Below are 24,904 nucleotides of genomic sequence, written 5' to 3'. Positions count from 1 at the left end.
CGCACCATGATTCCAGAGACATATTGACTGTATAAGCATCTAATGAAAATGTGTGCGTCTAGTTAACTTGTGACAGGGGAGGGTGTGCCGTGTCCTCGGTGTACGCCGCGTCCAGGGTGATCGCGCTGCTGCTGGTCGGCCTGTACGCGGGCGGCGTGGTGTTCGTGGTGCTCGCTCCGTCCGTGGCGCGCCTGCCGGGACCCGCGTACGTCCGGTATTGGCAGGCGCTCAACACCGACTACGGCCGGGCCATGCCACCGCTGATGCTGGCCGGCATCGCTGCCCTGGTCGTCGTGGCGGCCTGGTCGTGGCGCCGCGGATGGTTCGCCTTCGGCCTCGTCGCGGCGGCCCTGATCATGGTGATCCTCGCCGTGGTCCTCACCTTGACGGGCCTGGATTCCCTCAACCGGGTCGTGGACGGCTGGGACCCCGACCTCCTGCCCGACGGCTGGGAAGAGAGCCGCCGGCGGTGGCTGGGCCTGCACCTCGTCCGTAGCGCACTCGCGTTGGCGGCGTTCGCCTGCCTGGTCATCGCCCAGACCTTCGACCGCGGCTGAGTGCCGGAGGTCCCGGCGATCGGATCAGTCGCGGCCGGGACGGGCGAGGGCGTCCACCAGAGCGCGGAGCCCGGTCAGGAAGGCGGTCTCGTGATCGAAGGCGCGGAACACGCGGTGGATGCGTTCCGGATCCTCCGCCGCGGACGCCAGCAGTTCCTCGCGAGAACCGCGTCGTTCGGGGGTGGCGGCGGGCAGGTAGCTCAGGTGGCCGAGAACGTACCACCAGAGCTGGAGGTAGGCGTCGGTGGCGCGGTGGTCGTCGAGGCCGAGGTCGCCGAACCGGTCCAGGGCCCAGGTGAACATCAAGGTGGCCCGCGGAGCGAACCATTCGCCCTGACGCAGGATCTCGACGACCCACACATGCCGCGCGAGATAGGCGTCCAGCCCGGCGAACGCGGTGACCAGGCGCTCCTGCGGCGTGCCCTCGTCGCCGGGTAGCGGCGGCAGCCCTTTCGCCACGTCGTCCAGCAGGGCGAGGATCAGTGCGCGCTTGTCCTCGACATGCCGGTATATCGCCATCGGCGCCGCGCCCAGTTCGGCGGCGACCCGGCGGATGGTCAGCCCTTCGATGCCCTCGGACTCGGCCACCCGGCGCCCGGCGGCCACCACCACCTCGCGGGTGAGGAACTGGCGGCGTCGGCTGGCACTCGAACGGGCGATCACTCCCTCCACTGTAGTGGCGCGAGCCTACTGCCGATCCTGAAGTAAGGCTACCCTTGCTTTAGTGTACTAAGTACGCAAGAGTTCGCGGAGCGAGACGCTCTAGCGCTCGAAAATGATTATCGTTACTCTCTCGCTGTCCGGCTTGATGAGAAAGGTGTGGGGATGTCCTTGATGTCAACGGCGCAGCGGGCGCCATCGGTGCTGGCTCCGGCACGCGCCACACTGATCGGCTGCGGTCTCCTGACCGCGGTCAGCGCGCTCGCCGGCATGGCGCCTCTGGTGGCCGTGGTGGAGATCAGCCGGCGCCTGCTGCGCGGGGACACGGACGTGTGGCCGATCATCGTGGTCGCGCTCGTGGCGCTGGCGGTCAAGCAGCTCGGCACCTTCGGCGCGGGCGTTCTGACACATCTGGCCGACATCCGGGTCTCCTTCGGCATCCGCCGCGCCCTGCTGGGCAAGTTGCGCAGGCTCCCCCTCGGCTGGTTCACCGATCGCAACTCCGGAACGGTGAAGAAGACCGTCGAGGACGACGTGGCGGCGCTTCACCAGCTCATTGCGCACTCCGTGGTGGAGGTCACCGCGGCTGCGGTCCCGCCGGTGGTGGCGATCGTGTACCTCGTGGTCGTCGACTGGCGCATGGCCCTGGTCGGCCTGCTGCCCATGGTGGTCGGGCTGGTCGTCTACCAGCGGGCGATGGCCGACGCGGGCACGAAGTACCCGGAGTTCATGGAGTGGCTGACCCGCCTCAACGGCGCCGCGGTCGAGTTCGTCAACGGCATCGGCGTCGTGAAGGCGTTCGGCGTGCCCGGCGCCGCCAGCAGCCGCTTCCAGGAGGTCTCGCGGAGCTTCGCGCGGTTCTTCCTGGACTGGGCCCGCTCGACGAGCTCCGCGGGCGTCATCGCGGAGATCCTCCTGTCGCCGCCCAGCGTGCTCGTCGTCATGGCGAGCGCGGGAGGCGCGCTCACCGCGGCGGGTCAGTTGCCGGTCGAGAGCTTCATCGCCTTCCTGGTGTTCGGTACGGTCACCACCGCGGGCTTGATGACGGTCATGATGTCGATCCATCCATTGGTCACGGCCATGAGCGTGGCCCGGCGCATCCGCGACGTGCTCTCCGGCCCCGAACTGCCCGTCCCGGCCCGCCCGGTCGTGCCCGACCAGGACACGCCCGGCCCCGTGGTCAGGATGCGCGGGGTCCGTTTCACCTACGGCGACACCGTGGCGCTGGACGGAGTCGACCTCGACCTCGAACGCGGCACGGTGACCGCGCTGGTCGGCCCGTCCGGATCCGGCAAGTCCACGCTGGCCAAGCTGCTGCCCCGCTTCGACGACCCGCAGGAGGGCTCGGTCGAGCTCTACGGCGTCGGCCTGCGTGACATCGACCCCGCCGAGCTGTACCGCCACGTGGCCTTCGTCTTCCAGGACGCGGCCCTGCTGCGCATGAGCATCAGGGACAACATCCGCCTGGCCCGCCCGGACGCCGACGACGCGGCCGTTCGCGCCGCCGCCGCCCAAGCACAGATTCTGGACCGCCTCGACGAACTGCCCCGCGGACTCGACTCGGTGGCCGGCGAGGACGCCGAGTTGTCCGGCGGCGAACGGCAGCGGGTGTGCATCGCCCGCGCGATCCTCGCCGACCGGCCGGTGCTGGTGCTGGACGAGGCGACCGCGAGCGCCGACCCGGAGAACGAGGCCCGCATCCAGGACGCGCTGAGCGAGGTCGCCCGCGACCGCACCGTGCTGGTCATCGCCCATCGTCTGAGCACCGTCCGCGGCGCCGACCGGATCGTCGTGCTGGACGGCGGCCGGGTGGCGGAGCGGGGACGGCACGAGGAACTGCTGGCTCTCGACGGGCTCTACGCGCGCCTGTGGGAGCACGACCAGCGCACGCGCGAGGACATCGTGGCCGGAACGGAGACGCGCTGATGATCACCATGATCCGATACCTGTCCGAGGTGCTGGACGAGAAGGGCAGACGGCATCTGCGGGTCATGCTCATGGCCCAGGCGGCGCAGGGAGTCCTGCAGGGACTGGGCTTCCTCTTCGTGGCGCCCCTCGTCGCCACCCTGACGAGCCCGCCCGTGGACTGGAGCCGGTTCTGGCTCTGGCTGGGCGCGATCGCCGCCGCGGTCGGCGTCCATCACGTGCTGCTGGCCAAGAGCACCTCGCTGGGCTACCTCGTCGGCACGGACGTGCTCACCAGCTTCCACGAGCGCATCGGCAACCACCTGGCCACGCTCCCGATCGGCTGGTTCGGCGGCGACCGTACCGGACCGGTCGGGCGCATCCTCGGCAAGGGCACCATGGACGTGGCCAACATCCCCGCCCACCTGCTGAGGCATGTCGTCGTCGGCGTGACCGCGCCCACGGTCATGATCATCGGCAGCTACCTGCTCGACTGGCGGATCGGCCTGGCCTTCACCGTCGGCGCGGTGGTGTGCGCCCTGGCGCTGCGGCTGCTCATGGTGATCGTCCGCCGTAACGACGACGACTACGAGCACGACATCGGCGCGACGTCCTCCCGCATCGTCGAGTACGCCCGCCAGCAGCCGGTCCTGCGCGCCTACGGTGTGCTCGACCGGCCGGAGATGGGCACGCTGGAGGAGTCCCTGATCCGTCAGGAAGGATCGCAGTCCCGGCTGACGATCCGCGGCGCGTGGGGGCTGATCGTGTTCTTCGGCACCCTGCAACTCGTGGTCACGGCCGTCATCGCGCTCGCGGTCGCACTCACCCTGCAGAGCACCATCGCGCTTCCGGTCATGATCGGCGTACTGATCGTCACCCTGCGCATGCTGGATCCGATCACCCAGCTCGGCGAGCTGGCCGGGCACGTACAGGTCAACGCCGACGCCATCGGGCGCGTCCGCGCGCTGCTGGCGGTGCCACCGCTGCCCGAGCCGGAGCGCCCCGCCGAGCCCGCGGGCTCCGGCATCGAGCTGAGCGGGGTCCGCTTCGGCTATGAGGACGGCCCGGTCGTCCTGGACGGCGTCGACGTGACGATCCCGCCGGGGAGCTTCACCGCCATCGTGGGGCCGTCCGGCGCGGGCAAGAGCACGCTGCTGAAGCTCATCGGCCGCTTCTTCGACGTCGACTCGGGCACGGTCGCCATCGGCGGGCGGGACGTCCGCGAGCTCGGGAGCGCGGGCGTGTCCCGGCTGACGGCACAGGTGTTCCAGGACGTCTACCTGTTCGAGGGCACCATCGCCGACAACCTCCGCATGGCCGCGCCGGACGCGAGCGACGCCGACCTCGGCCGCGTGGCCGCCATCGCGCGGCTCGACGAGGTCGTCGAACGTCTCCCCGACGGCTGGCACACCCGGGTCGGTGAGGCGGGCTCGACCCTGTCCGGCGGGGAGAAGCAGCGAGTATCGATCGCCCGCGCTCTGCTCAAGGACGCTCCCGTCGTGCTCCTGGACGAGGCCACGGCCGCCCTCGACGCGGCCAACGAGGCCGCCGTCGCCGACGCCATCACCGAACTGGCCCGCGACCGCACCGTCATCGTCGTCGCCCACCGTCTGTCCACCGTGGTCGCCGCCGACCGCATCCTCGTCCTCGACCGAGGAAAGATCACCGAGCAGGGCGACCACGACACGCTCCTCGCCGCGGGAGGCACCTACGCCCGCTTCTGGAACGAGCGGGTACGCGCCCGCGGCTGGCAACTCGCCTCGAAGGGAACACCGTGACCACGACCACTTCGCCCGAGCGCCGTCTCGACCCGCGCATGAGCCCGAGAGACCTCATCAACATCGGCGTCTTCGGCGCCCTCTACCTCGCCGTCGTGTTCGCGATCAACATGCTGGGCTTCCTCAACCCGGCCGTCATGCTGGCCGCCCTCGTCGCGAGCATCGTGGCCGCCGGAGTCCCTTTCATGCTGTTCCTCACCCGGGTACGGCACGCGGGCATGGTCACGGTCTTCGCGATCATCACCGGTGGGTTCCTCATGCTCACCGGGCATCCGCTGATCAGCTTCGTGATCACCATCGGCTGCGCGCTGGCCGCGGAGCTGATCATCTGGGTCGGCCGGTACGCCTCACGCCGCCTGAGCGTGCTCGCCTACGCCGTCTACTCCGCCTGGTACGCCGGGCCGATGATGCCCATCTTCTACGACCGCGACGCCTACTTCGCCGGCCCTTCGATGCAGGCGATGGGCGCCGACTTCGTCAGCCAGATGCGGACGCTGCTCTCCCCGCCGGTCCTGCTCGCCTTCGACGTCTCCACGATCGTCTTCGGCCTGCTCGGCGGGCTGCTCGGCCTGCGGCTGACCCGTAAGCACTTCGAGAAGGCGGGCCTGGCGTGAGCACCGGCGCCATGGCGTCGCGCGGGCGCGCCACGACGGCGGCTCGCCCGAGCCCGCTGCTGCGGCTGGACCCGCGGACCAAAGCGCTGCTCGTGCTCGCGACGAGCCTGGTGGTCATGGCCCCGCAGGGCGCCGCGTTCGTGCCCGCCGCGCTCGTCCTCGGCGTGCTACTCGCGCTCAACGAGGGTGCCTGGGTACGCGCGCTCGCCCTGCCGGCCGGTGCCGCCGCCATCGGAGCCGTCGCCCACCTGCTGCCGGTGCTCCTCCCGCATCCGGCGGTCGGCATGGTCGCGACCCTGGCCGCGTACCTGGTCCGCTTCGTCGCCATCGGCGGCGTGGCCCTGCACCTGATCTCCACGACCTCTCCCACGGAGCTGACGGCGGCGCTGCGCGCCGCCCGGGTGCCGAGGGCGATCACCGTCTCCGCGGCCGTGATGCTGCGGTTCCTGCCGACGATCTTCGCCGAGGCCCGCGCCGTGTACGACGCCATGCGGCTGCGGGGGATAGGCGGATGGCGTGGCATGCTGCGCCACCCCGTGCTCGGCATCGAACGCTTCACGGTCCCGCTCATCGCCTCGAGCCTGCGCGTGGCCGAGGACCTGTCCGCCTCGGCGCTTCTGCGCGGGCTCGGCTCGCCTTCCCGCCCCAGCTCGATGCGCCCGCCACGGCTCGCCGCCGCCGACGGCGCGGCCGTTCTCGTCGCCCTGGCGCTGGGCACGGCCACGGTCCTGTGGTGATCCGGATCGACGGGGTGCGCTGGACCTACGCCTGCGCGACAAGCCCCACGCTCGACGGCCTCACCCTGCACGTGCGGCGCGGAGAGACGGTCGTGCTGTGCGGGCCCAGCGGGTCGGGCAAGAGCACCGCGCTCAGGCTCATGAACGGCCTCGTTCCGCACTTCCACGACGGCGAGCTCGACGGCGCCGTGCACCTCGACGGGCAGGCCGTCGCCGACCTGACGCTCGACCAGCTCGGCCGCCGCACCGGCACCGTGCTCCAGCATCCCCGGCGCCAGTTCTTCACCGACGAGTGCGAGGCCGAACTCGCCTTCGCGATGGAGAACTTCGGCGAGCCCGCGGAGCGAATCGGGGAACGCGTCAGCGCGGCCGCCGCAGAACACCACCTGCGCCCTTTCGCCGGACGCAGGCTGCAGAACCTGTCAGGAGGACAGCAACAGCAGGTGGCCTGTGCCGCCGCGGCCGCCCACGGTCCGTCGTTGCTGCTGTTCGACGAGCCCACCTCGAACCTGTCCGCCGCCGCGGTCGAACGCTTCACGGCCACGCTGGCCCGGCTCCGCGCGAGCGGCGCGACCATCGTCATCGCCGAGCACCGCCTGCACTTCCTGCGCGGCGTCGCCGACCGCGTCGTCGCCCTGCGCGGGGGCCGCGTCGACGCGCAGTGGCGGGGTGCGGAGTTCGCCGCCCTCGACGACGACACCCTGGCGGCCGAAGGGTTGCGTTCCCTCGACCCCGTCCGGCGTCCGGAGGCACCCCGCGTCTTCGCCCGGGGCCCCAGCGTCGACCCGGGCACGCCTTCGGCGCGGCACTCGGGGGCAGGCGTGACCCTGCGCGGCGTCCGGTGCGCCTTCCGCGGCCGCCGGGTGCTCGACATCGAGGAGGCGTACCTGCCGGCCGGCGCGATCACCGCCGTGACCGGCCAGAACGGCGCCGGCAAGAGCACGCTCGCCCGCGTACTGACCGGCCTGCAACGACACGAGGGCGAGGTGTCGCTGGACGGGCGGCGGCTCGGCCGGGCCGAACGCCAGCGTGTGAGCGGCATCGTCATGCAGGACGTGCAACGGCAACTGTTCACCGACAGCGTGAGCGCCGAGCTCAGGCTCAGCGGGTCCGGCGCGCCGCAGGTCGGCGGCCTCCTGCGTGACCTCGACCTCGAGTCCCTGCGGGACCGGCACCCGTTGTCCCTCTCGGGCGGGCAGCAGCAACGCCTGGTCGTCGCCGCGGCCCGGCTCGGCGCTCGCCGGATCGTCGTGTTCGACGAGCCCAGCTCCGGCGTCGACCGCCGTCACCTGCACTCCGTCGCGCGGATCATGCGCGAGCTCGCGGCCGAAGGCGTCACCGTGCTCGTCATCAGCCACGACGACGATCTTCTGGCCCTCGCCGCCGACCAGGAGCTCAGGCTCAGGGCCCTCGGTGGAGCGTGAGCGAGAAAGGTGCCGATCACCTGGCCGGCCGGGCCATCCGCGTCGGTGGGGTCGGGTCGGACCCGCCATGCGCCTGTTGAGGTATGCGTTGGGCCAGCTCACGGCGAGGTTGGCCGTGCACGGCGTGCGCCGGCTCCGCCCCTCAGGAGAGGGTGCCGCTTCGCCTGGCCCATCTCGCTGCAAGCCGGCCTGACCGGGAACTTGGGGTAGGTTGCCGTAGTTATCGCGATATATCTTGACTTGGAGTGCAACGCGACATATCGTGACTTCCCGGCGATGCGTATCGACCCCTGGAGGGACGATCTCATGAACGAACTGGTGCCTGTCCTGGTTGTCCTCTTCATCGTCGTCCTCGTGCTGCTGTCGGTCTTGCAACTGGCCCTCGTGTGCGGCGCGCCATGGGGGAGCCTGGCATGGGGTGGGCGGCACCGGGTCCTACCGGGACCACTGCGGGTTGGCAGCGGTATCGCGCTGGTGCTCTATGTCGCGTTCGCAGTCGTGGTCGTGGACCGTGTCGGATGGATCGACGTGGTGGCAGACCCCGTCGCGGGTATCGGCACCTGGGCGGTGTTCGGGTTCGCCGTGCTCAGCGTCATCCCCAATGCGGTGTCCCGAAGCAAGCCGGAGCGGTATGTGGGAACATCCGCCGCGTTCATGCTCGCCGCGGCCAGCCTCGTCGTCGCGCTCAACGCGGCGTCGATTTCGTAAGCCGTCCTCGAACACTGCGGCTGCCGACAATCCCGTCCGGCCAGGTCGTGGTCTTGGAACGGCAGCTCGGCGCCGATGCGCGGGTGAGGTTCGCTCCCGAGGACCGCTTCTTCCCGGCGGAGCTCCTGACCGCACTGCCCCGCGCGGTCCTGCACAGGCTGCGGCTTGTGGTCGGCCCGGACGCCATCCTGCGCCGGCACCGCGAGTCCGTGAGGCAGCAGCATGCCCGGACCTGTCGGCCGAAGCGGCGAGGGCGCCCAGCCGCAGTCCGTCATCTCCGCCGCCACGGCCGCCCAGGCCCACGAGTTCGGGACCCGCCTGTCCGGCGGCCGGCGCCAGCGCATCGCCATCGCCCGCGCCATCCTCAAGGACGCGCCCATCCTCGTCATGGACGAAGCCGTCTCCAGCCTCGACACCGAAAGCGAGCAGGAGGTCGCCGCCGCCGTGGCCTCCGTCCGTCGCGACCGCACCACGCTGATCATCGCCCACCGGCTGTCCACCATCCTGACCGCCGACCGCATCGTGGTACGGGAATCCCGCCGCGTCGCCGAGACCGGCACCCATGAGGCTCCTGACCGGCGATGGCGCCTACACCCGCCTCATATCCGCCCAACTGACCGGATCCGTGTCATGATGGCCGGGTAAAGGCGAGCGCGGACTGAGGAAGCCGGTGTGACTCCGGCGCGGTCCCGCCACTGTGATCGGCGAGCGGATCCCCTCGACGCCACCACCCTTCCCCGGGGGTGGGAAGGCGGGGACGAGCATCGACCCGAGAGCCAGGAGACTCACGCGGTCGCCTCCTCGACGACCTGGGGCGGATTTCCCCGGAGAGGAGCAGGCCATGGCGCCTGAAGAACGATGGCGTGCCGTCGGCCGCTCGATCCCGCCGTGAGTAGTCCCTGATCTCTCCAGAAACTGCCGGATTTGCCGTCCGGCCATTTAGTCATTCCCTTTTTGAGAATGGAGCCTGGAGTTATGGAAGCGGCGTCGGAAGAGTCCGTCCGCAGCACGCTCGAGGAAATCGCCGAATTCGGTTCGTTCTTCGCTCCGCACCTTGGCGGCGACCCCGCGGGATGGCACGACGTGAGCGCCGACTACGCGCGCGGACTCACCGATCTGGTCGAGGCGACCGCCGCCAGGTACGACACCGCCGAGTTGCGCATCGGCGCCTCCATCGCCCAGCTGAGCCACGCCGCGCGCCTCTGGTCGCCTGTCGTGGGCGCCGTGCTCACCCGCGGAGTCATCCCCGACCTGACCCGGCTCGACCGCGCCGACGACGACTCACGCCTGCGGCTGCCCACGCTCGCGGGATGGCATGCAGGGACGGAAGGCCAGGTCGCCGCCCTGCTCTACGACATGGTGGTGCGCCGCCACCTCGAACCGTTCGCGCGCGGCCTGCGGGTGAAAGTCGCCCCCGGACTCCTGTATGGCAACGCCGCCTCGGCCGTCGCCGAAGCCGGACGTGCCGTGGCAACCGCCCGCCCGGAGCTCGCCCCCCGGGCCGCTCGGCTGGTGAACCTGCTGCTGGCCACTGGCGGGCTGGCCGGGAAAGGCTCCCTCACCTCTCCAGAACTCGCGTTCCGGCGCACCACGTGCTGTCTCTATTACCGGGTGCCGGACGGCGATAAATGCGGGGACTGCGCCCTGCTGGACAAATGAATTCTTGAAATCCCGGTGAGCCTGTGCCTAAACTTCTTGCGAAGAGTTCGCAACTGCATCACTTGTGCAGAATGCCGAAGGAGGACGCACATGGCGCACCACGGTTTCGCCGAACCCGATGACCCGCAGACCTGCCTGAAGTCCCACACCCCCGCGGTGGACTCGCCGTTCGAGTGGCGTGAGGACGACGACGAGTAAGACCTGATTTCCCGGTCCCGGCACACCCAGGAAGGTCTTGCTCATGATCCGCGAAGTGCGCCGGGACCGGCCACGCCACCCTGTCGTCGCCAGCATGGTCTCGTACACCGCTGTTCAAGGGACAGAGGTGACCGGTGGCGCGGCCCTCGGTGACGAAGACGCAGCTCGCCTGGCCGCGATCGGGGAGGCGATCGAGCGCCATTGCGCCAACCAGGTGCCCGGCGGCCTGACCCGAGCCGCCCACCGAGATCTGACCGAACCCGCACTCGACCCTCGGGACTTCGCCCTCTATTCTCCCGCCCAGTACGCGGCCAAGGGCTTTCCGTTCGTCCCGATGACCCGGGAACTGGAGATCACCTGGGTGCCCGCCGAGGACCTGACCTCGGGGGAGCGGGTCCTGGTGCCCGCCTCGCTGGTCTACGTCAACTACTTCACCGGCCCACGCCGCGGCGAGCCGTACACCAACTACCCGGTCCTGGCCGGTACCGCCGCCGGCCCGACGCGGGAGCAGGCGAGGCGGGCGGCCCTGCGTGAAGTGCTGGAACGTGACGCGGTCACGCTCTGGTGGGCCGGCCGCCATGAAGCCGCCCCGCTCCCGGTGCCCGAGACGGGCCCGCTGGCCACCGCGCTGGGCGAGGCGGCGACGTCCGGGCTGACGGTCACGCCGCTGGAGATTCCATCGGAATTCGGGGCGATCGTCGCCGGGGTCTTCGTCGAGGACCGCGAGCGCGGGATCGTGGGATTCGGCAGCGCCTGCCGGGAGACCGCTGAGGAGGCCGCAGCCAAGGCGTTCACCGAGGCCATCGGCACCTATGAGACCGGCCGCGTGCTGCTGCGCCTGGATCCCGGACCACCGTACCTGCCACGCCGCGCCGACCGCCGCTACCTCGACGACCTGCGGCGCGGCTGGCGTTCGGTCAACGACGTGCGCCTGCACGTCCAGCTCTACCTGGATGTACGCCTGCGGGGCGAGACGCTCGACCGCTTGCGCCACCCCGCAGGATCGCCCGCCAGGGGCGCGGCGACCTTCCGGGCCTACGCCGTGGACCTCACCGTCGCAGGCATGGACCTGCACGTCGCCCGGGTCATCGTGCCCGGCCTGTCCTGCAACGCCCCGGCCGCGTTCCCGTTCATGGGCGGGAGCCGGATCCCGCCGTCATCAGATCTGACACCGGTGCCCCTGCCCTTCGCGTGAACCCAGGAGGAGACGAAGACATGCGGCTCGGACTTGCGATGGGCTACGGCGGCGAGCCGATGGAGGAGGTGCTGCCGGCGATCCGGCACGCCGAGAGCATCGGCGTCGACTCCGTGTGGAGCGTGGAGGAGTACGGACCGGACGCCGTCAGCGTGCTCGGCTACCTGGCCGCCGTGACCGAGCGCATCGAGCTGGGCACCGCGATCATGCAGATCCCGGCCCGTACACCGGCCGCCACGGCGATGACCGCGATGACGCTGGACGTGCTGTCGCGCGGCCGGTTCCAGCTCGGCCTCGGGCTGTCGGTGCCGTGGATCGTGGAGGGCTGGCACGGCCTGCCGTACGACCGGCCGCTGCGCCGCACCCGGGAGTACGTCGAGATCGTGCGTAAGGCCATCGCGCGCGAGGAACGGGTGGAGTACGCCGGCGAGCTGTACCGCCTGCCGTACACGGGTGCGGGCTCCACGGGGCGGGCGCGGCCGATCCGCTCGGAGATGACACCGCTCCGGCCGCGCATTCCGCTGTATCTGGCGGCCATTGGGCCCGGCAACCTGTCGCTCACCGGTGAGCTCGCCGACGGGTGGCTGTCGGGGATGTACGCGCCCGAGCACGAGGCCGCGATCCTGGCTCCGCTGGACTCGGGCATCGCCGGGGCAGGTCGCGCGCCGGGGGATGTGAAGATCTGCCCCATTCTGTACGTCGCGCACGCTGACACGGTTGAGGCGGGGCGGGAGCGGTTACGCCCGCTCTACTCCCATCTGATCGGCGCGGCTTCGCCTGGCGTGCGTAACACCTATGCCGACGTGGTCGTCCAGATGGGGTACGAGGGCGCGGCTCACGACATCCGTAAGCACTTCGCCGCCGGTGACCGTGATGCCGCCACGGCCGCGGTGCCCGACCGGCTGCTCGACGAGGTGGCCTTGATCGGCCCGATCGAGGCCATGACCGAGCGGCTCGCCGTGTGGCGGGAGTCCCGGGTGGACACGGTCATCCTGCTCGACCGCGACCCGGCCTTCCTGGAGGCCGCACGGGCCGTGCTGTGAGACGGATGTGGGCGCTGACGGTGCCGTTGCTGGTGGCGGGGCTGACGCAGATCGTCGTCAACGTCGTCGACACCGTCATGCTGGCCCGATACTCCACGACCGCGCTGGCCGCCTTCGCGCTGGCCGCGCCCGTCTACCTGATCGCCCTGGTCGTGGTGCGTGGCTGGGCCACCGCCGTGCAGATCAAAGTGGCGCAGGCGCATGGCGCCGGCACACCCGCGGCGGTGATGCGAGTCGTCCGCGTGGGGTTGGGCACCTCGATCCTGGCCGGGGCCGCGATCGGCGCCGTCCTGTACGCCGTCGCCGGATCGGCGCTGACCCTGCTGGGTGCCTCCGCCGAGCTGGCGGGGCCGGGGGTGGAGTACCTGCGGGTGCTGGCGTTCGCGGTGCCGTTCGCCGCCGCCTCCTTCACCCTGCAGAGCGCCTGCTCCGGAGTCGGGGTGACGCGGGCGGCGATGTGGCACGCGCTGCTGGTCAACGCGGTGAACCTGCCGCTCGGGCTGTGGCTGATCTTCTCCGCGGGTCTCGGCGTCACCGGCGCGGCTCTGGCCACCCTGGCGGCCACCGTCGCCGGCACCGCGTTCCTGCTGGTGTACGGCCGCGCCCGGTTGCCCCGGGTGGCCGCCGACGGCCGGCCCGTGGCCGGGGAACTGTGGCGGATCGGCTGGCCGGAGATGAGCGCGATGGGCGTCGGCTACCTCAACGAGGCGCTGCTCGCAGGCTTCGCCGCCCGGATGGGCACTCTGGAGCTGGCCGCGTACCGGATCGTGGACAACCTGCTGCTCATCGTCTTCACCGTGATGGCCTCGGCCTCGGCGTCCGTAGTCATCCTGGCTGGGCAGGAGATCGGCGCGGGCCAGACGGACCGGGCGGTGCACCGGCGGCGCACCGGGACCCGGCTACTGCTGATCGTCTTCGCCGTGCCGGCCGGGTCGCTCCTGCTCGGCGGTACCACGGTCCTGTCGTGGTTCAGCGACAACCCCGAGGTCGTCGCCCTGGCCTGGCAGGTGGTGCCGCTGGCCATGCTGAGCCTGGCGCCCATGGTGCCCGCGATGGCCTCCGGCAGCTTCCTGCGCGCCCAGGGCGACACCCGCTCGGTGATGCTGGCCAACGTCGCCTGCGACTACCTTCTGCTCATCCCACTCTCCTGGCTGCTCGGCCTGACCTTCGGCCTCGGGCTGCCCGGGATCTATCTGGCGTGGAACGCCTTCGCGATCCTCCTGGCCGTGCTTCTTGGGCTGCGTGCCCGGCGCGGCTCAGTGATGTCGACCACCCATGAACGGGGAGCATGATGAGATGGGTACGTCGGATCGCCGCGTTCGGCCGGTATTCCACCAGCCCGGCCGGTGTGGACGCGACGGCGGTGAGGCGCTCGGAGAAGGCTGCGCGAGAAGCGGCCACCTGAGCACCTCCTTGGCGGAAAGCGGAGATGAGCACTCTCGGCGGCCGGCGCAGCTGTGACGAACCCAGGCCTGTCATAGGAGGTAGCGCAGCCACAAGTAAGGGGTGACCAGCGCCACGGTGACCAGGGCGACGATCAGTCCGTACTTGGTGAACTGCCAGAAGCTGATCGGGGTGCCGTTGCGGGCGGCGATGCCGATGACGACCACGTTGGCGGCAGCGCCGACGGCGGTCGCGTTGCCGCCCAGGTCGGCGCCGAAGGCCAGCGCCCACCACAACACCTGAGCGCTGTCGTTGCCGCCCGAGGCTTGGACGAGGTCGGCCACGATCGGGCTCATGGTGGCCACATAGGGGATGTTGTCCACGATGGCCGACAAGGCGGCCGAGGCCCACAGCAACACCATCGTGGCCAGCCCGAGCTGACCGGCGGTGGCGTCGACCGCCATGCGGGAGACCTGGCCGATCACCCCGGTCTCGACCAGCGCGCCGACCATGACGAACAGGCCCATGAAGAACACCAGCGTGGGCCATTCGACCTCGGCGATGGCCTGCTCCGTGGTCACCTTGGTGGCCGCCACCAGCAGACCGGCGCCCAGGACCGCTACCACCGAGGGTTCGTAGTGCAGCACCGGATGCAGCACGAACGCCGCTATCACCAGGCCCAGCACAGCCAGGCTCTGCCACAGCAGAGCGCGGTCGGCGATCGCCTCCCGCTCATTGAGCCCCATGATCTCGGCGGCGCGTTTCGGGTCGTAGACGAACACCTTGCGGAACAAGATCCTGCACAGTCCGGCGAACACCACCATGAGCACGGTGACCATCGGCGCCATATGCACGAGGAAGTCATTGAACGACAACCCGCCCCGGCTGGCGATGATGATGTTGGGCGGATCCCCGATCAGGGTGGCGGCGCCGCCGATGTTGGAGGCCATCGCTTCGGCGATCAGGTACGGCACCACCGGCAACGCCATCCGCTGGCACACCAGGAAGGTGACCGGCGCGATCAGCAGCACCGTGGTCACATTGTCCAGCAGCGCCGACGCGCACGCGGTGATCACCACCAGCAGTACCATCAGCCGGTACGGCCGGCCGCGGGCACGCTTGGCCGCCCAGATGGCCAGGTACTCGAACACGCCGGTCTGCTTGAGCACCCCGACGATCACCATCATGCCCAGCAGCAGGAAGATGACATTCCAGTCGACACCGGTCCGCTCGGAGAAGAACGCCGCTCCGGCGTCGCTGGCGTGGATCAGCAGCATCAGGCCGGCGCCGCCGAGCGCGGCGGCGACCCGGTGGATGCGTTCGGTGGCGATCAGCGCGTAGGCGCCGAGGAAGACCGCAACCGACAGCCAGGCCAGCACGGTCACCGGGCCAGCAGCCCGTCCATGAGCGCCTGCAGAGTGACCGCCCCCAGCAGACGATCCCCGCTGACGATCGCGACCAGCGGGCTGTGCGTGCGCGCCATCAGCGCGGCCAGCTCCAGCGCGGTGGCCTCCGCGTCGGTGACCGGCAGCTCGCGGGCCTGGGCGGGCAGCGCCTCGCGTACGGTCCGGCCGGTCAAGGAGGTGAGCAGGGCATCGGCGTGCGCTTCGTCCACCACCCGAGCCAGCGCGGGATCGTCCTGGCAGTAGCCGGGGACGGCCAGGCGAAGTACCTGGGTTCCGGGCAGGATGCTGGCCGGCAGGCCGGACTCGTCGACGACGATCAGGCCGGGCAGATCTTGGTCGGCCAGCAGCCGGGCGGCATCGATCACCGCGGTGTCCAAGGTGACTGTGGGGAAGTCGGTGAGCAGATCGAGAGCGCGCACGGCGGACGCCTTTCCAGGGGTAGACGGCAGAAATTGCCGACCAGACTTCCCGGCGCACCTGTAAGGAATCTATCAATCAGCGTCGAGATCGGCGAGAGCCCCGCCATGCCCGCGCCGACGGCCTTTCGGCCGAAGTGAACGACGACCTCTTTGGGGATCCCGTGCAGGCCCGCCGGATCCCGGCGTGTGATCGTTTCTGTGCACTCGATCTTCCGTTTCCCCGACTGCGACACGACCCGCGAGGTGGTGCCGAGCTGCCCGTGCTTCCCGTACACGGGCTCGTGCAGCACCATCCCTCGCGGCCCTTTCGGCAGGCGTGCCGGGTCGGCGAGCAGTGACAGGTCTACTTGTCAGCGCGCCAGCGCGCGATGTCCTCATCCGTGACCTCGACGGGACCCGCCGCCTGCTGCGTGATCCTGATGTGGTTGCCGAAGGGGTCACGCAGCGCGCAGTCGATGCCGTACGGCTGCTGCGTGGGCATCTCGGTGAATTCAACACCTTTGGCACGGAGGGCGTCGTAGGTCTTCTGGCAGTCGTCGGTGCTGAGGATCGCGGCGACGCCAAGGGCGCCCTTGGTCACCAGGTCGCGGACCTGGGCGGCGGACTCCTCGCTGAGCGACGGCGGACCCGGCTTTTCCAGGAGGATCGACCGGTCCGGATCGGACGGCAGAGCGACGAGGAGCCAGCGCATGAATCCCATATCGACGTCGGAGGTCACCTGGAAGCCCAGCTTGCCGACGTAGAAGTCCAGCGCCTCGTCCTGGTCGAGCACGTACACGGAATGAATGCTGATACGAGAGAACATGCCTCGAACCCTACGGACGGTAAGGGCGTAACGACTTATCCGAAACGACTCGGTCTGGTCCACGCCTTGATGAAGCACACCGGGACATCGACCGGTGACGTGCCTGCCCGGAACTCGGTGGGGGACATGCCGACGATGGCCCGGAACGTACGGCTGAACGTCCCCAGACTCTCGAACCCGACCTGCGCGGCGAGGTCGGTGATGCTGACCGACGTGGACCGCAGCAACGCCATCGCACGTTCGATCCGCCGCCGTTGCAGGTACCGGTGCGGTGTCTCGCCGAACGTCGCCCGGAACGACCGGGTGAAATGGGTGGGAGACATCAGGGCGATGCGCGCGAGCGCGGGTATGTCGAGGGCGTGGGCGAATTCCCGGTCCATCGCATCCCGTGCACGCAACAGCCGCCGGTTCTGGTCCTCACCCGGGCTGAGCACGAACCAAGCGTAGTCAACGCGGGCAGGCGACGGGCAGGCGACCCATCGACGTGCGGTACGGGCCGGCATCGTAGCCCGCGCGCGCCCGTGGGCTCCTGGAGCTGGGGCGGGGATGCCCGGCCTGAAACCGCACCAGCTCCACCGAGGGTGAGCGCGCCGGCGAAGATCACTGTGCCTGCTCCTGAAGGACGGACAGGGCTTGAGATGGGCACAAAGTGACGGCGTGGTGTGCCCGCGTGGCGAGCTGGTCGCTGGGCTGGTCGGTCAGCAGGGCCACGATGCCGTCGTCGTCCTGGTCGAAGACGGCCGGTTCGGTCAGGACGCATTGGCCGGAGCCGACGCAACGGCCGGTGTCGGCTTTGATCCGGATCATGTCCCGCTCACCAGGTGACCGGGAGTTCGTGGACGCCGTAGACGACGGCGTCCGTCTTGTAGGGCAGGTCCTCTGCCGGTACGGCGAGCCGCAGGGCGGGGATGCGGCGGAACAGCGTGTCGAAGACGATCTGCAGCTCCACCCGGGCCAGGTTCTGGCCGAGGCACTGGTGCGGGCCGAATCCGAAGGCGAGGTGGTGGCGGGCGCCGCGCTCGACGTCCAGGTTGCCCGGCTTCGTGAAAACCGCCGGGTCCCAGCTGGCCGACAGGCCGGAGACGATGACGCCCTCGCCGGCCTTGATGCTCACCCCGCCGATCCGCACGTCTTCGGTGGCCAGCCGGGAGGTGACGGTGTCGGCGATGGTGAAGTAGCGCAGCAGTTCCTCCACGGCCATGGCGGTCTTGTCCGGATCGGCGGTGATCAGGGCCAGTTGCTCCGGATGGGTGAGCAGCGCGACCACGCCGAGCGAGATCATGTTCGCGGTGGTCTCGTGTCCGGCGGTCAGCAGCAGGAAGGCCAGGCTCACCAGGCCCGTGTGATCGACGGCACCGTCTTCCCGGCGTTGCCGGGCGATCTGCCGGCTGAGCAGGTCGTCGCCGGGTTCGGACTCTTTGCGGGTGACCAGGTCGTCGAGGTAGGCGCGCAGTTCGATGAAGGCGCGATTGCGGTCCGCGGTCGAGGTCCGGCTCACCATCATGGTGGTGCGGCTTTGGAAGAACTCGTGGTCGGTGTACGGCACGCCGAGCAGTTCGCAGATCACCAGGGAGGGCACCGGCAGGGACAGCGCCTGCACCAGGTCCACCGGCCTCTGGCCGGCGGTGAGCATGTCGTCGATGAAATGGTCGACGATGTCCTGGATCCGCGGGCGCAGCGCGGCCAGGCGCTTCACGGTGAACTCGCTGATCACCGGGCGGCGGGCCGCGGAGTGCTCGGCGCCGTCCATACTGAGCATCACCGGCGGCTGGCTGCGCTGCAGTCGCAGGGTGGCCGCATCGAGGTTGAACAGGGGGAAGCCGTCCTTACGTTTGTCGGAGGAGAAGCGGGGGTCGGCGAGGACGGCGCGGGCTTCCTCGTGCCCGGACACCCACCACGCCTGGCCGCCGCTGGTCAGGCGTACCTTGCTGATCGGCGCCTGCTCGCGCAGCCGTTCGTAGGCGGTGGGCGGGGCGAACGGGCAGCCACGTGAGACCGGCAGCTCGAGGCCGGCGCGTTCGTCGGCAACGCTGTTCGTCATGAAGAACCTCCCAGTATGAGATCTGGCTCGTCGTTGGGGTTCATCGCAGGGTGAGCGGGGTCTCGGCGGCGATGCGGGTCAGCTTGTGTGGGTTGCGGACGTAGTACAGGCCGGTGATGCGGGCGTGCTCGACACGCGCCGCGATGACGCCGTCGATCTCGCCGTCCATGCGCAGGAGGAGCGCGGGGTTGCCGTTGACCACGGTGGGCTCGCTGGTGAGCGCGATCTGGGCCTTGTCGAGGCCGTTGACGATCATGTGGGCCACCTTGCCGGCGCCGGTGATCGGCCGCGGCACCGCCTGCTTGACGCCGCCGCCGTCGCTCACCAGGACGACCTGCGGGGCGAGCACGTCGAGCAGGCCCTGAAGGTCCCTGGTTTCCAACGCGCGCCGGAACGACTCCAGCACCGCCCGGACTTGGCTCGGGGAGACCGCCTCACGCGGCCTCCGGGCGTCGACATGCCGGCGGGCGCGGTGCGCGATCTGCCGGACGGCCGCCGAACTCTTGCCCACGGCGGCCGCGATCTCCTCGTGACTGATACCGAAGACTTCGCGCAGCACGAAGACGGCGCGTTCGGTGGGCGAGAGCGTCTCGAGTACGAGCATGAGCGCCATCGACACGCTCTCGGCGAGCTCGACGTCCTCGGCCACGTCCGGCGCGGTGAGCAGCGGCTCAGGCAGCCATGGGCCGACGTAGTCCTCCTTGAGGCGCCGCATGGTGCGCAGCCGGTCGAGCGCGCGCCGGGTGGTCACCCGCACCAGGTAGGCGCGCTGGTCGCGCACCTGCCTCCTGTCGACCTTCATCCACCGCAACCAGGTTTCCTGCAGGGCGTCCTCGGCGTCGGCGGCCGAGCCGAGCATTTCGTAGGCGACGGTGAACAGCAGATTGCGGTGGGCGAGGAACACCTCGGTCGCCTCGGCGGCGCCGTCCATCGGCTCGGCCGGGCCCGTCGTCGCGCTCCCGTGCTCGTCCATACCTGCCTCCCGCCTGGTCCCCGCGACTCTTGCTCTATGCACAAGGCGCCGGTGCCTGCCGCTGTGTGACACCTGTGATCGGTGACACACGTCACAGGGCCGCACCGTCACAAAGCCCGGGGCGCCGACGCCGCATGGTCATCAGGACACCACGCGACCGCCGCCACAGAAGGAACGGAAAAGACATCATGAGCAAGGTCTGGTTCGTCACGCGGCCTGGGCCGCGATTTCGTCGAGGCCGTCCCTGTCGCGCGGCGACCAGATGACCGCGACCGCGCGGAACACCGCAAGCCTTGACGAGTTGGCCGCCGCCTACGGCCAGGCGGTGCCGGCGCTGGAGCTGGGCGTGACCGACAAGGCCCTCCCCTGCGGATGCTCTTCGGCCACGGCTTCTACCCGATGCTCCAGCAGGTGTACGCCGACTGCCAGGACCTTTCGGCACAGGCGCGCGGCGACCTCGATCAAGGAAATCGGCGACCCAGCGGCAACAAGCCCGAAAGGAGCACCACATGAAGCACCGGATCGTCGTTCTCGGCGCCGGCTATGCCGGGGCCTACGCGGCTGGAATCCTGGCCCGCCGGCTGTCCCCGTCCGATACCGAGATCACCGTGGTCAATGCCGTGCCGGACTTCGTCCAGCGGATGCGGCTACCCCAGCTGGTGGCCGGTCAGGAGGTCGAGGCTCCGAAGCTCGCCGACATTTTCGCGGGCACGGGGATCCGGCTGCGCCTGGCCCGTGTCACCGCCATCGACCCCGAACGCCAGGTCATCACCATGTCCGACGGCGCCGGCGGACTCGGCTACGACACGCTCGTCCACGCGCTCGGCAGCCACGGCGACGTCGAGGGTGCCCCCGGCGTGGCCGAGCACGCTTTCGACGTCGCCGCCCGGCCCTCCGCGCTACGCCTGCGCGAGCGCCTGGCCAGCCTGGACAGGTGGGGCGAAGGCGGGAATGTGGTGGTCGTCGGTGACGGGCTGACCGGCATCGAGACCGCCACCGAGATCGCCGAATCCCGGCCCGGCCTGTCGGTGGCGCTCATCGCCCGCAGGCAGCTGGGCGCCCGGCTTTCGGCCGGAGCCCGCGGCCACCTGCGCCGGGCCTGCGACCGGCTGGGCGTCACCGTCCTGGAGCACACCAGCGTCCAAGCCGTCGAAGCGACGCGGGTGCTGTGCGCCGACGGAACCACCCTGGCGTCCGACGCGACCGCGTGGACGGCCGGGTTCGCGCTCGACCCCATCGCCGCCGCCGCCGGGCTAGAGGTCACCGGGAACGGCCAGATCATCGTCGATCGCACCATGCGGTCGGTCTCACACCCGAACGTGTACGCCATCGGCGACAGTGCCCACGCCATCGGCGACAACGGCCGGCCGATGCCGATGTCCTGTGCCTCCGCCGGCTACACCAGCCGGCAGGCGATCGAGGCGATCGTGGGACGCCTGACGGGCCGCACGATCCCCCACACGAAACTGATCTACACCTACAACCAGATCAGCCTCGGCAGAAGGGACGGGATCCGGCAGACGGTCGACGACCAAGGACAGGCCAAGCCGGCGTACGAGGGCGGCCGCAACGCCGCACGCGTCAAGGCGGGCATCCTCACGATGGCGCTGTGGGCCACCTCGCACCCGACCTTCGGCATGCCCAAGCGCAAGCACCGCCTGACCCCCGCACCGGACACGACCACCGAGAGAACGCCCGCGTAGCCGCCCGCGAATGCGCCGGCGACGGCTGCCGGCCTGGCACCTCGAACAGTTCCAGGCCGGCTGTCCCCGCAGTGGCCTCGCGTTCGTCGCCTGAGTATCGGCCCGAGCGAAAGCAGCCCGCATGAACGGGTTCTGTGATCGGGCGGGCCCCCGGCCTCCCGCGAGAGGAGGCGGTCCCGGCCAGCAAAAGATCTTGAGTCGCCCCACGCAATAGGGAAAGGAACGCACATGAAGGGTAAGACCGCTCTCATCGCCGGCGCCCTGTCGCTCAGCTTCCTGGGATTGGCAGGCTACGGGCCCGCCGCCCAGGCCACCGCAGCTCCCGTGGCAGCGCCCGGCGACGAAGTCTCCTACGAGGTCGTCGGGGGAGTGGCCGTGCGATCAGCCGCGTGTGCCAACAACCGCCTGTGCCTGTTCGAGCACGACGACTTCCGAGGACGGACCTATATCCAGATCAGGATGCCCGCGCCCGGTAGATGCGGGACCCTGCCGAACAGGTACAACAACTGGGCGAGCTCTCACAAGAACACATACAACCGGAAGATCCGCTTCTACGACCGCCGTAGCTGCGCCGGAGCCTCCGGATACGCCGCACGAGCCGAGAGCCAGGACAAGGACCTCACCAACAACGGCTTCGACAACAAGACCACCTCGCTGAAGCGCTGACATGACCTGCGCAGAGGCGGCGTCCACCCGGCGCAGGCGATGATCGATCCGCTCCGGCGATGGAGCATCGCCCTGGCATCGGCGCTTCTCGCCGGAGCGGTCCCGGCCTGCACGGCGGCACCACCCGCGACCCTGCCGCCCCCGTCGCACGCGGCCGCCGTCCCGGAACCCGGTGAACAGGCCCGGCGGCTCACCCTCCCCTTCGACGCCTACGACGTCAGCCCGGCCGAGAACATGACCCTGGAGGTGGCCGAGGACCTGCTGGTCGGTGACTGCCTGCGCGCACGCGGCATGCGCTGGCAGGCGCTCGACACCCCCGCCGACAGCCAGAGCGAACCACCACACCGCCGCCGCTACGGCATCATCGAGCACGCGATCGCCGATGCGTTCGGGTACCACACCCCACCAGACCACCCGGCCGTGGCCGCCCGCAAGCAGAACGATCTCGCACGAACGACACAGGCACCACCGGACGTGCGAGCGGCCGCCGAGCGATGCCTCGGCCAAGCGCGCGACCACCTGTCAGCCGGAACGCCGAAGGCCGACGCCGGCTTCTTCAACAAGATCATCTTCGCCTCCTTCGACGCCTCCCAACACGACGAGAAGGTCAAGCGGGCCTTCCGCTCCTGGAGCGCGTGCATGGAGAGCGAAGGCTTCCGCTACCCCGATCCGCTCACCGCGATCACCGACCCGCGCTGGGAGACCAGCCACCCCACCCCCCAGGAAATCCGCACCGCCCAGGCCGACCTCAGATGCAAGGGCAAGACCGACCTCGTGTCCATCTGGACGGCAGCCGAGACCCGCATCCAGAACGACGCCATCCGCAGCCACCCGAAGAAATTCCAGCAGCTACGGGCCGTCAAGATCCGGCAGCTTGAGACCGCCCGCCGAGTCATCGCCCGCAACTGACCCCAGACCGGTCAACCGCGCGAAGAACCGAAAACACGTCGAACGAGCCGCCGCCACTCGACGCCACCACCGGCTACGGGCCAGAGCCGATCACTGGACGGACCCTCGGCTCGGACAACATCATCCCCGCCTGTCATGTTCGAGCAGGTCAGGGGGCGATATGAGCCCACAAGGTGAAGCATCGGAAAGGGTCGTGATCACATCCCGGGCGGTGTGATCAGTCCATGTTCCTGAGCGAGGATCGCCGCCTGCACACGATTGGCCAGCCCGAGCCGTCCGAGGAGACGGTTGACGCGTCCTTTCACGCCGGTCTGCGTCAGGTTCAGTGCTTGGGCGATCTCGGCGTTGGAGAGCCCGCGGGCCAGCAGGTTCAGGACGTCGAGTTCGCGTGCGGTGAGGGCGGCGAGCGCCTCGGGCACGGCCTTGGGGGTGGGAGGAGGGGTCGCGGTGAAGGTGGCGATGAGGCGGCGGGTGACGGTGGGTGCCAGCATCGCCTCGCCTGCGGCGACCACGCGGACGGCTTCGGCGAGCTGGTCGGGGGTGGCGTTCTTGAGCATGAAGCCGCCGGCTCCGGCTCGCAGCGCGTCGTGGACGTACTCGTCGAGGTCGAAGGTGGTCAGGATGAGCACGCGGGGGCAGGGCTCGGGGTGTGGCCACTCGGTGAGGATGCGGCGGGTGGCGTCGACGCCGGTGAGGCCGGGCATGCGTACGTCCATGAGGATGACGTCGGGGCGCAGGTCGAGGGCGGCGGCGATCGCTTGTTCGCCGTCGCGGGCCTCGCCGACGACGGCGAAGTCGGGGCGGCGGGCGAGGGTGGCCTTGAGGATGGCGCGGATGAGTTCCTGGTCGTCGGCGATCAGCAGCCGGATCGGGGTCATGTGTCCTGCCAGGTGAGGACGGCTTCGACCCGCCAGCCGCCCTCGGGCGTCCAGTCTGCGCTGAAGGCGCCTTCGAAGAGGGCGGTGCGTTCGCGCATGCCGATCAGGCCGAGCCCGGAGCCCGGCGGGGCTGGTGGGCGGGCGGTCTGAGGCGGGCCGTTGGTGACGGTGACGGTCAGGTTTCCCGGTGCCTGGCGCAGGGTGAGGTCGACGGTGGTGGCTCCGGCGTGCTTGAGGACGTTGGTGAGCGCCTCCTGGATGATGCGATAGGCGGTGATCTGGACGGCGGCGGGGACGTCGAGGTGGCCGGGCATGGTGATCTCCACGTGGCAGCCGGCGGTCCTGGCGGGGGCGGCGAGCCGGTCGAGATGTGCCAGGGAGGGTTGCGGGCCGTCGTGGTCGTCGGTGAGCAGGCCGACCATTCTGCGCATCTCGGTCAGGGCGGTGTCGGCGGAGGTTCCGATCACGGCCAGGCCCGGTTCGCCGGGCAGGGTCTCGGCGGTGGAGCGGGCCTGCATGGCGATGACGCTGACGTGGTGGGCGATCAGGTCATGCAGGTCGCGGGCGATGCGGGCGCGTTCGGCCGCGAGGGCGCGCCTGGTGCTGCGCTCCTGCTCGGCGCGCAGGCGTACCGCGTAGAGGTGGGTACGGCGGTGCGCGAACCCCAGCGACCACGCTCCCGCGCAGACCGTGAGCAGCAGCAGAAGGGCCGTGACACTCCAGCCGGGGTCGGTGGACGGTGGCATGCCCAGCCAGGGCCGGATGAGGTCGGGCACGAGGAGGGTGGCGGCCACGAGGGGAATCGCCGCCGCGCTGAGCGGCGGGCGGGCGTGGCGGGCGACGGCGTATCCGGCGAAGGCCACGAACAGTCCGCCGGTGTGATCGTCCGGTGGGGCGGTCATGCCCTGGATCAGGGAGAAGGCGCTCACCAGCGCCAAGGCGACCCATGGGTGGGTGCGCCGCCAGATCAGCGGCGTCACCTGGGCCACGATCAGCGCGGGCCGCAGCAGGCCCTGGTCGGTGCTGTGGTCGGCCCAGATCAGCACGTCGAAGACGATCAACGTGCACACGAGCAGTAGGTCGGCCGCTCGCGGGTGCCTGGTCAGCCACCGCCGGAGCGCTGGTAGTGGGGTCGTCATGGGAGGCACCAGCCTAGACGAGCGCCGACTTAGGTGGCGTGTCCAAAGATACGCGGCCGTGTCCGCCTCCTCCTGTGGCCTGTCCTCAGGATCGCCCTCACGGC

General features: G+C 70.1%; 25 protein-coding genes and 1 riboswitch. Of the genes, 15 read left to right on the top strand and 10 right to left on the bottom strand.

Annotated elements, in window-relative coordinates:
* Window positions 1–89: 89 nt before the first annotated feature.
* On the top strand, window positions 90–557 hold the full coding sequence (locus ACIBHY_RS40080) for a DUF1772 domain-containing protein (protein ID WP_397309454.1): 468 nt from the start codon (window positions 90–92) through the stop codon (window positions 555–557).
* Between the two features lie 24 nt (window positions 558–581).
* On the opposite strand, the gene ACIBHY_RS40075 is transcribed toward ACIBHY_RS40080, so the two are convergent.
* Window positions 582–1,220, bottom strand: coding sequence for a TetR/AcrR family transcriptional regulator (locus ACIBHY_RS40075; RefSeq protein WP_397309453.1), 639 nt, complete (start codon window positions 1,218–1,220; stop codon window positions 582–584).
* A gap of 162 nt (window positions 1,221–1,382) precedes the next feature.
* On the opposite strand from ACIBHY_RS40075, the gene ACIBHY_RS40070 reads away from it, so the two are divergent.
* The 11 genes from ACIBHY_RS40070 (at window position 1,383) to ACIBHY_RS40020 (ending at window position 13,770) form a co-directional block, all read left to right on the top strand.
* Window positions 1,383–3,143 carry an ABC transporter ATP-binding protein gene (locus ACIBHY_RS40070; RefSeq protein ID WP_397309452.1) on the top strand — a complete coding sequence of 587 codons (1,761 nt, stop codon included), beginning with the start codon at window positions 1,383–1,385 and terminating at the stop codon, window positions 3,141–3,143.
* Window positions 3,143–4,900: an ABC transporter ATP-binding protein gene (locus ACIBHY_RS40065; RefSeq protein ID WP_397309451.1), complete on the top strand. Its 1,758-nt coding sequence runs from the start codon at window positions 3,143–3,145 to the stop codon at window positions 4,898–4,900. The genes ACIBHY_RS40070 and ACIBHY_RS40065 overlap by 1 nt, the downstream gene beginning before the upstream one ends.
* Window positions 4,897–5,514 carry an MptD family putative ECF transporter S component gene (locus tag ACIBHY_RS40060; RefSeq protein WP_397253998.1) on the top strand — a complete coding sequence of 206 codons (618 nt, stop codon included), beginning with the start codon at window positions 4,897–4,899 and terminating at the stop codon, window positions 5,512–5,514. Before ACIBHY_RS40065 ends, ACIBHY_RS40060 begins: the two co-directional genes overlap by 4 nt.
* Window positions 5,511–6,251 carry an energy-coupling factor transporter transmembrane component T family protein gene (locus ACIBHY_RS40055; RefSeq protein WP_397309450.1) on the top strand — a complete coding sequence of 247 codons (741 nt, stop codon included), beginning with the start codon at window positions 5,511–5,513 and terminating at the stop codon, window positions 6,249–6,251. Before ACIBHY_RS40060 ends, ACIBHY_RS40055 begins: the two co-directional genes overlap by 4 nt.
* On the top strand, window positions 6,248–7,675 hold the full coding sequence (locus ACIBHY_RS40050) for an ABC transporter ATP-binding protein (RefSeq protein WP_397309449.1): 1,428 nt from the start codon (window positions 6,248–6,250) through the stop codon (window positions 7,673–7,675). Before ACIBHY_RS40055 ends, ACIBHY_RS40050 begins: the two co-directional genes overlap by 4 nt.
* Before the next feature lie 306 nt (window positions 7,676–7,981).
* The gene (locus tag ACIBHY_RS40045; protein WP_397309448.1) at window positions 7,982–8,383 is read left to right on the top strand and encodes a hypothetical protein; all 402 of its coding nucleotides are present in this window, start codon (window positions 7,982–7,984) and stop codon (window positions 8,381–8,383) included.
* A 222-nt stretch (window positions 8,384–8,605) separates the two neighbouring features.
* Window positions 8,606–9,028: an ATP-binding cassette domain-containing protein gene (locus ACIBHY_RS40040; protein WP_397309447.1), complete on the top strand. Its 423-nt coding sequence runs from the start codon at window positions 8,606–8,608 to the stop codon at window positions 9,026–9,028.
* A riboswitch (cobalamin riboswitch) is annotated at window positions 8,992–9,191 on the top strand. (Overlaps the previous gene by 37 nt.)
* Before the next feature lie 167 nt (window positions 9,192–9,358).
* Entirely contained in the window at window positions 9,359–10,042 is a 684-nt protein-coding gene (locus ACIBHY_RS40035; RefSeq protein ID WP_397309446.1) for a (2Fe-2S)-binding protein, read from the top strand.
* Window positions 10,043–10,283: 241 nt separating this feature from the next.
* Window positions 10,284–11,435, top strand: coding sequence for a YcaO-like family protein (locus ACIBHY_RS40030; protein WP_397309445.1), 1,152 nt, complete (start codon window positions 10,284–10,286; stop codon window positions 11,433–11,435).
* A gap of 20 nt (window positions 11,436–11,455) precedes the next feature.
* Entirely contained in the window at window positions 11,456–12,478 is a 1,023-nt protein-coding gene (locus ACIBHY_RS40025; RefSeq protein WP_397309444.1) for an LLM class F420-dependent oxidoreductase, read from the top strand.
* A 5-nt stretch (window positions 12,479–12,483) separates the two neighbouring features.
* Window positions 12,484–13,770 (top strand): MATE family efflux transporter, encoded by a 1,287-nt coding sequence (locus ACIBHY_RS40020; RefSeq protein WP_397254292.1) that lies wholly within the window; start codon window positions 12,484–12,486, stop codon window positions 13,768–13,770.
* A gap of 183 nt (window positions 13,771–13,953) precedes the next feature.
* On the opposite strand, the gene ACIBHY_RS40015 is transcribed toward ACIBHY_RS40020, so the two are convergent.
* The 7 genes from ACIBHY_RS40015 to ACIBHY_RS39985 all read right to left on the bottom strand — a co-directional run bounded on the left by ACIBHY_RS40015 (window position 13,954) and on the right by ACIBHY_RS39985 (window position 19,505).
* Complete coding sequence (locus tag ACIBHY_RS40015; protein ID WP_397309443.1) at window positions 13,954–15,246, bottom strand: ArsB/NhaD family transporter; 1,293 nt, start codon at window positions 15,244–15,246, stop codon at window positions 13,954–13,956.
* Window positions 15,243–15,686, bottom strand: a complete 444-nt coding sequence (locus ACIBHY_RS40010; RefSeq protein ID WP_397253982.1) for a CBS domain-containing protein — start codon at window positions 15,684–15,686, stop codon at window positions 15,243–15,245. The genes ACIBHY_RS40015 and ACIBHY_RS40010 overlap by 4 nt, the downstream gene beginning before the upstream one ends.
* A 343-nt stretch (window positions 15,687–16,029) precedes the next feature.
* The gene (locus ACIBHY_RS40005) at window positions 16,030–16,491 is read right to left on the bottom strand and encodes a VOC family protein (RefSeq protein ID WP_397309442.1); all 462 of its coding nucleotides are present in this window, start codon (window positions 16,489–16,491) and stop codon (window positions 16,030–16,032) included.
* Window positions 16,492–16,526: 35 nt separating this feature from the next.
* Entirely contained in the window at window positions 16,527–16,925 is a 399-nt protein-coding gene (locus tag ACIBHY_RS40000) for a helix-turn-helix domain-containing protein (RefSeq protein WP_397309441.1), read from the bottom strand.
* A gap of 166 nt (window positions 16,926–17,091) precedes the next feature.
* Window positions 17,092–17,298 carry a ferredoxin gene (locus ACIBHY_RS39995; RefSeq protein ID WP_397253978.1) on the bottom strand — a complete coding sequence of 69 codons (207 nt, stop codon included), beginning with the start codon at window positions 17,296–17,298 and terminating at the stop codon, window positions 17,092–17,094.
* Window positions 17,299–17,305: 7 nt separating this feature from the next.
* A complete protein-coding gene (locus ACIBHY_RS39990) occupies window positions 17,306–18,532 on the bottom strand; it encodes a cytochrome P450 (RefSeq protein ID WP_397309440.1) in 1,227 nt (408 codons plus the stop codon).
* Between the two features lie 40 nt (window positions 18,533–18,572).
* Window positions 18,573–19,505, bottom strand: coding sequence for an RNA polymerase sigma-70 factor (locus ACIBHY_RS39985; protein ID WP_397309439.1), 933 nt, complete (start codon window positions 19,503–19,505; stop codon window positions 18,573–18,575).
* 509 nt (window positions 19,506–20,014) lie between these two features.
* Here ACIBHY_RS39985 and ACIBHY_RS39980 point away from each other — a divergent pair.
* The 3 genes from ACIBHY_RS39980 to ACIBHY_RS39970 all read left to right on the top strand — a co-directional run bounded on the left by ACIBHY_RS39980 (window position 20,015) and on the right by ACIBHY_RS39970 (window position 22,783).
* Window positions 20,015–21,208 (top strand): NAD(P)/FAD-dependent oxidoreductase, encoded by a 1,194-nt coding sequence (locus ACIBHY_RS39980; protein ID WP_397309438.1) that lies wholly within the window; start codon window positions 20,015–20,017, stop codon window positions 21,206–21,208.
* 228 nt (window positions 21,209–21,436) lie between these two features.
* Complete coding sequence (locus ACIBHY_RS39975) at window positions 21,437–21,874, top strand: peptidase inhibitor family I36 protein (protein ID WP_397253971.1); 438 nt, start codon at window positions 21,437–21,439, stop codon at window positions 21,872–21,874.
* 39 nt (window positions 21,875–21,913) lie between these two features.
* Window positions 21,914–22,783 carry a hypothetical protein gene (locus ACIBHY_RS39970; RefSeq protein ID WP_397309437.1) on the top strand — a complete coding sequence of 290 codons (870 nt, stop codon included), beginning with the start codon at window positions 21,914–21,916 and terminating at the stop codon, window positions 22,781–22,783.
* 197 nt (window positions 22,784–22,980) lie between these two features.
* Here the strand turns inward: ACIBHY_RS39970 and ACIBHY_RS39965 are convergent, their stop codons facing one another.
* The gene (locus ACIBHY_RS39965) at window positions 22,981–23,661 is read right to left on the bottom strand and encodes a response regulator (RefSeq protein ID WP_397309436.1); all 681 of its coding nucleotides are present in this window, start codon (window positions 23,659–23,661) and stop codon (window positions 22,981–22,983) included.
* A complete protein-coding gene (locus tag ACIBHY_RS39960) occupies window positions 23,658–24,800 on the bottom strand; it encodes a sensor histidine kinase (protein WP_397309435.1) in 1,143 nt (380 codons plus the stop codon). The genes ACIBHY_RS39965 and ACIBHY_RS39960 overlap by 4 nt, the downstream gene beginning before the upstream one ends.
* Window positions 24,801–24,904: the final 104 nt, after the last annotated feature.

The organism is Nonomuraea sp. NPDC050547 (genome assembly GCF_044457345.1).
In the GTDB taxonomy this organism is placed as follows: Bacteria; Actinomycetota; Actinomycetes; order Streptosporangiales; family Streptosporangiaceae; genus Nonomuraea.
Note: the sequence above shows the minus strand (reverse complement) of the source record. Positions and strands in the feature narration are given on the sequence as shown.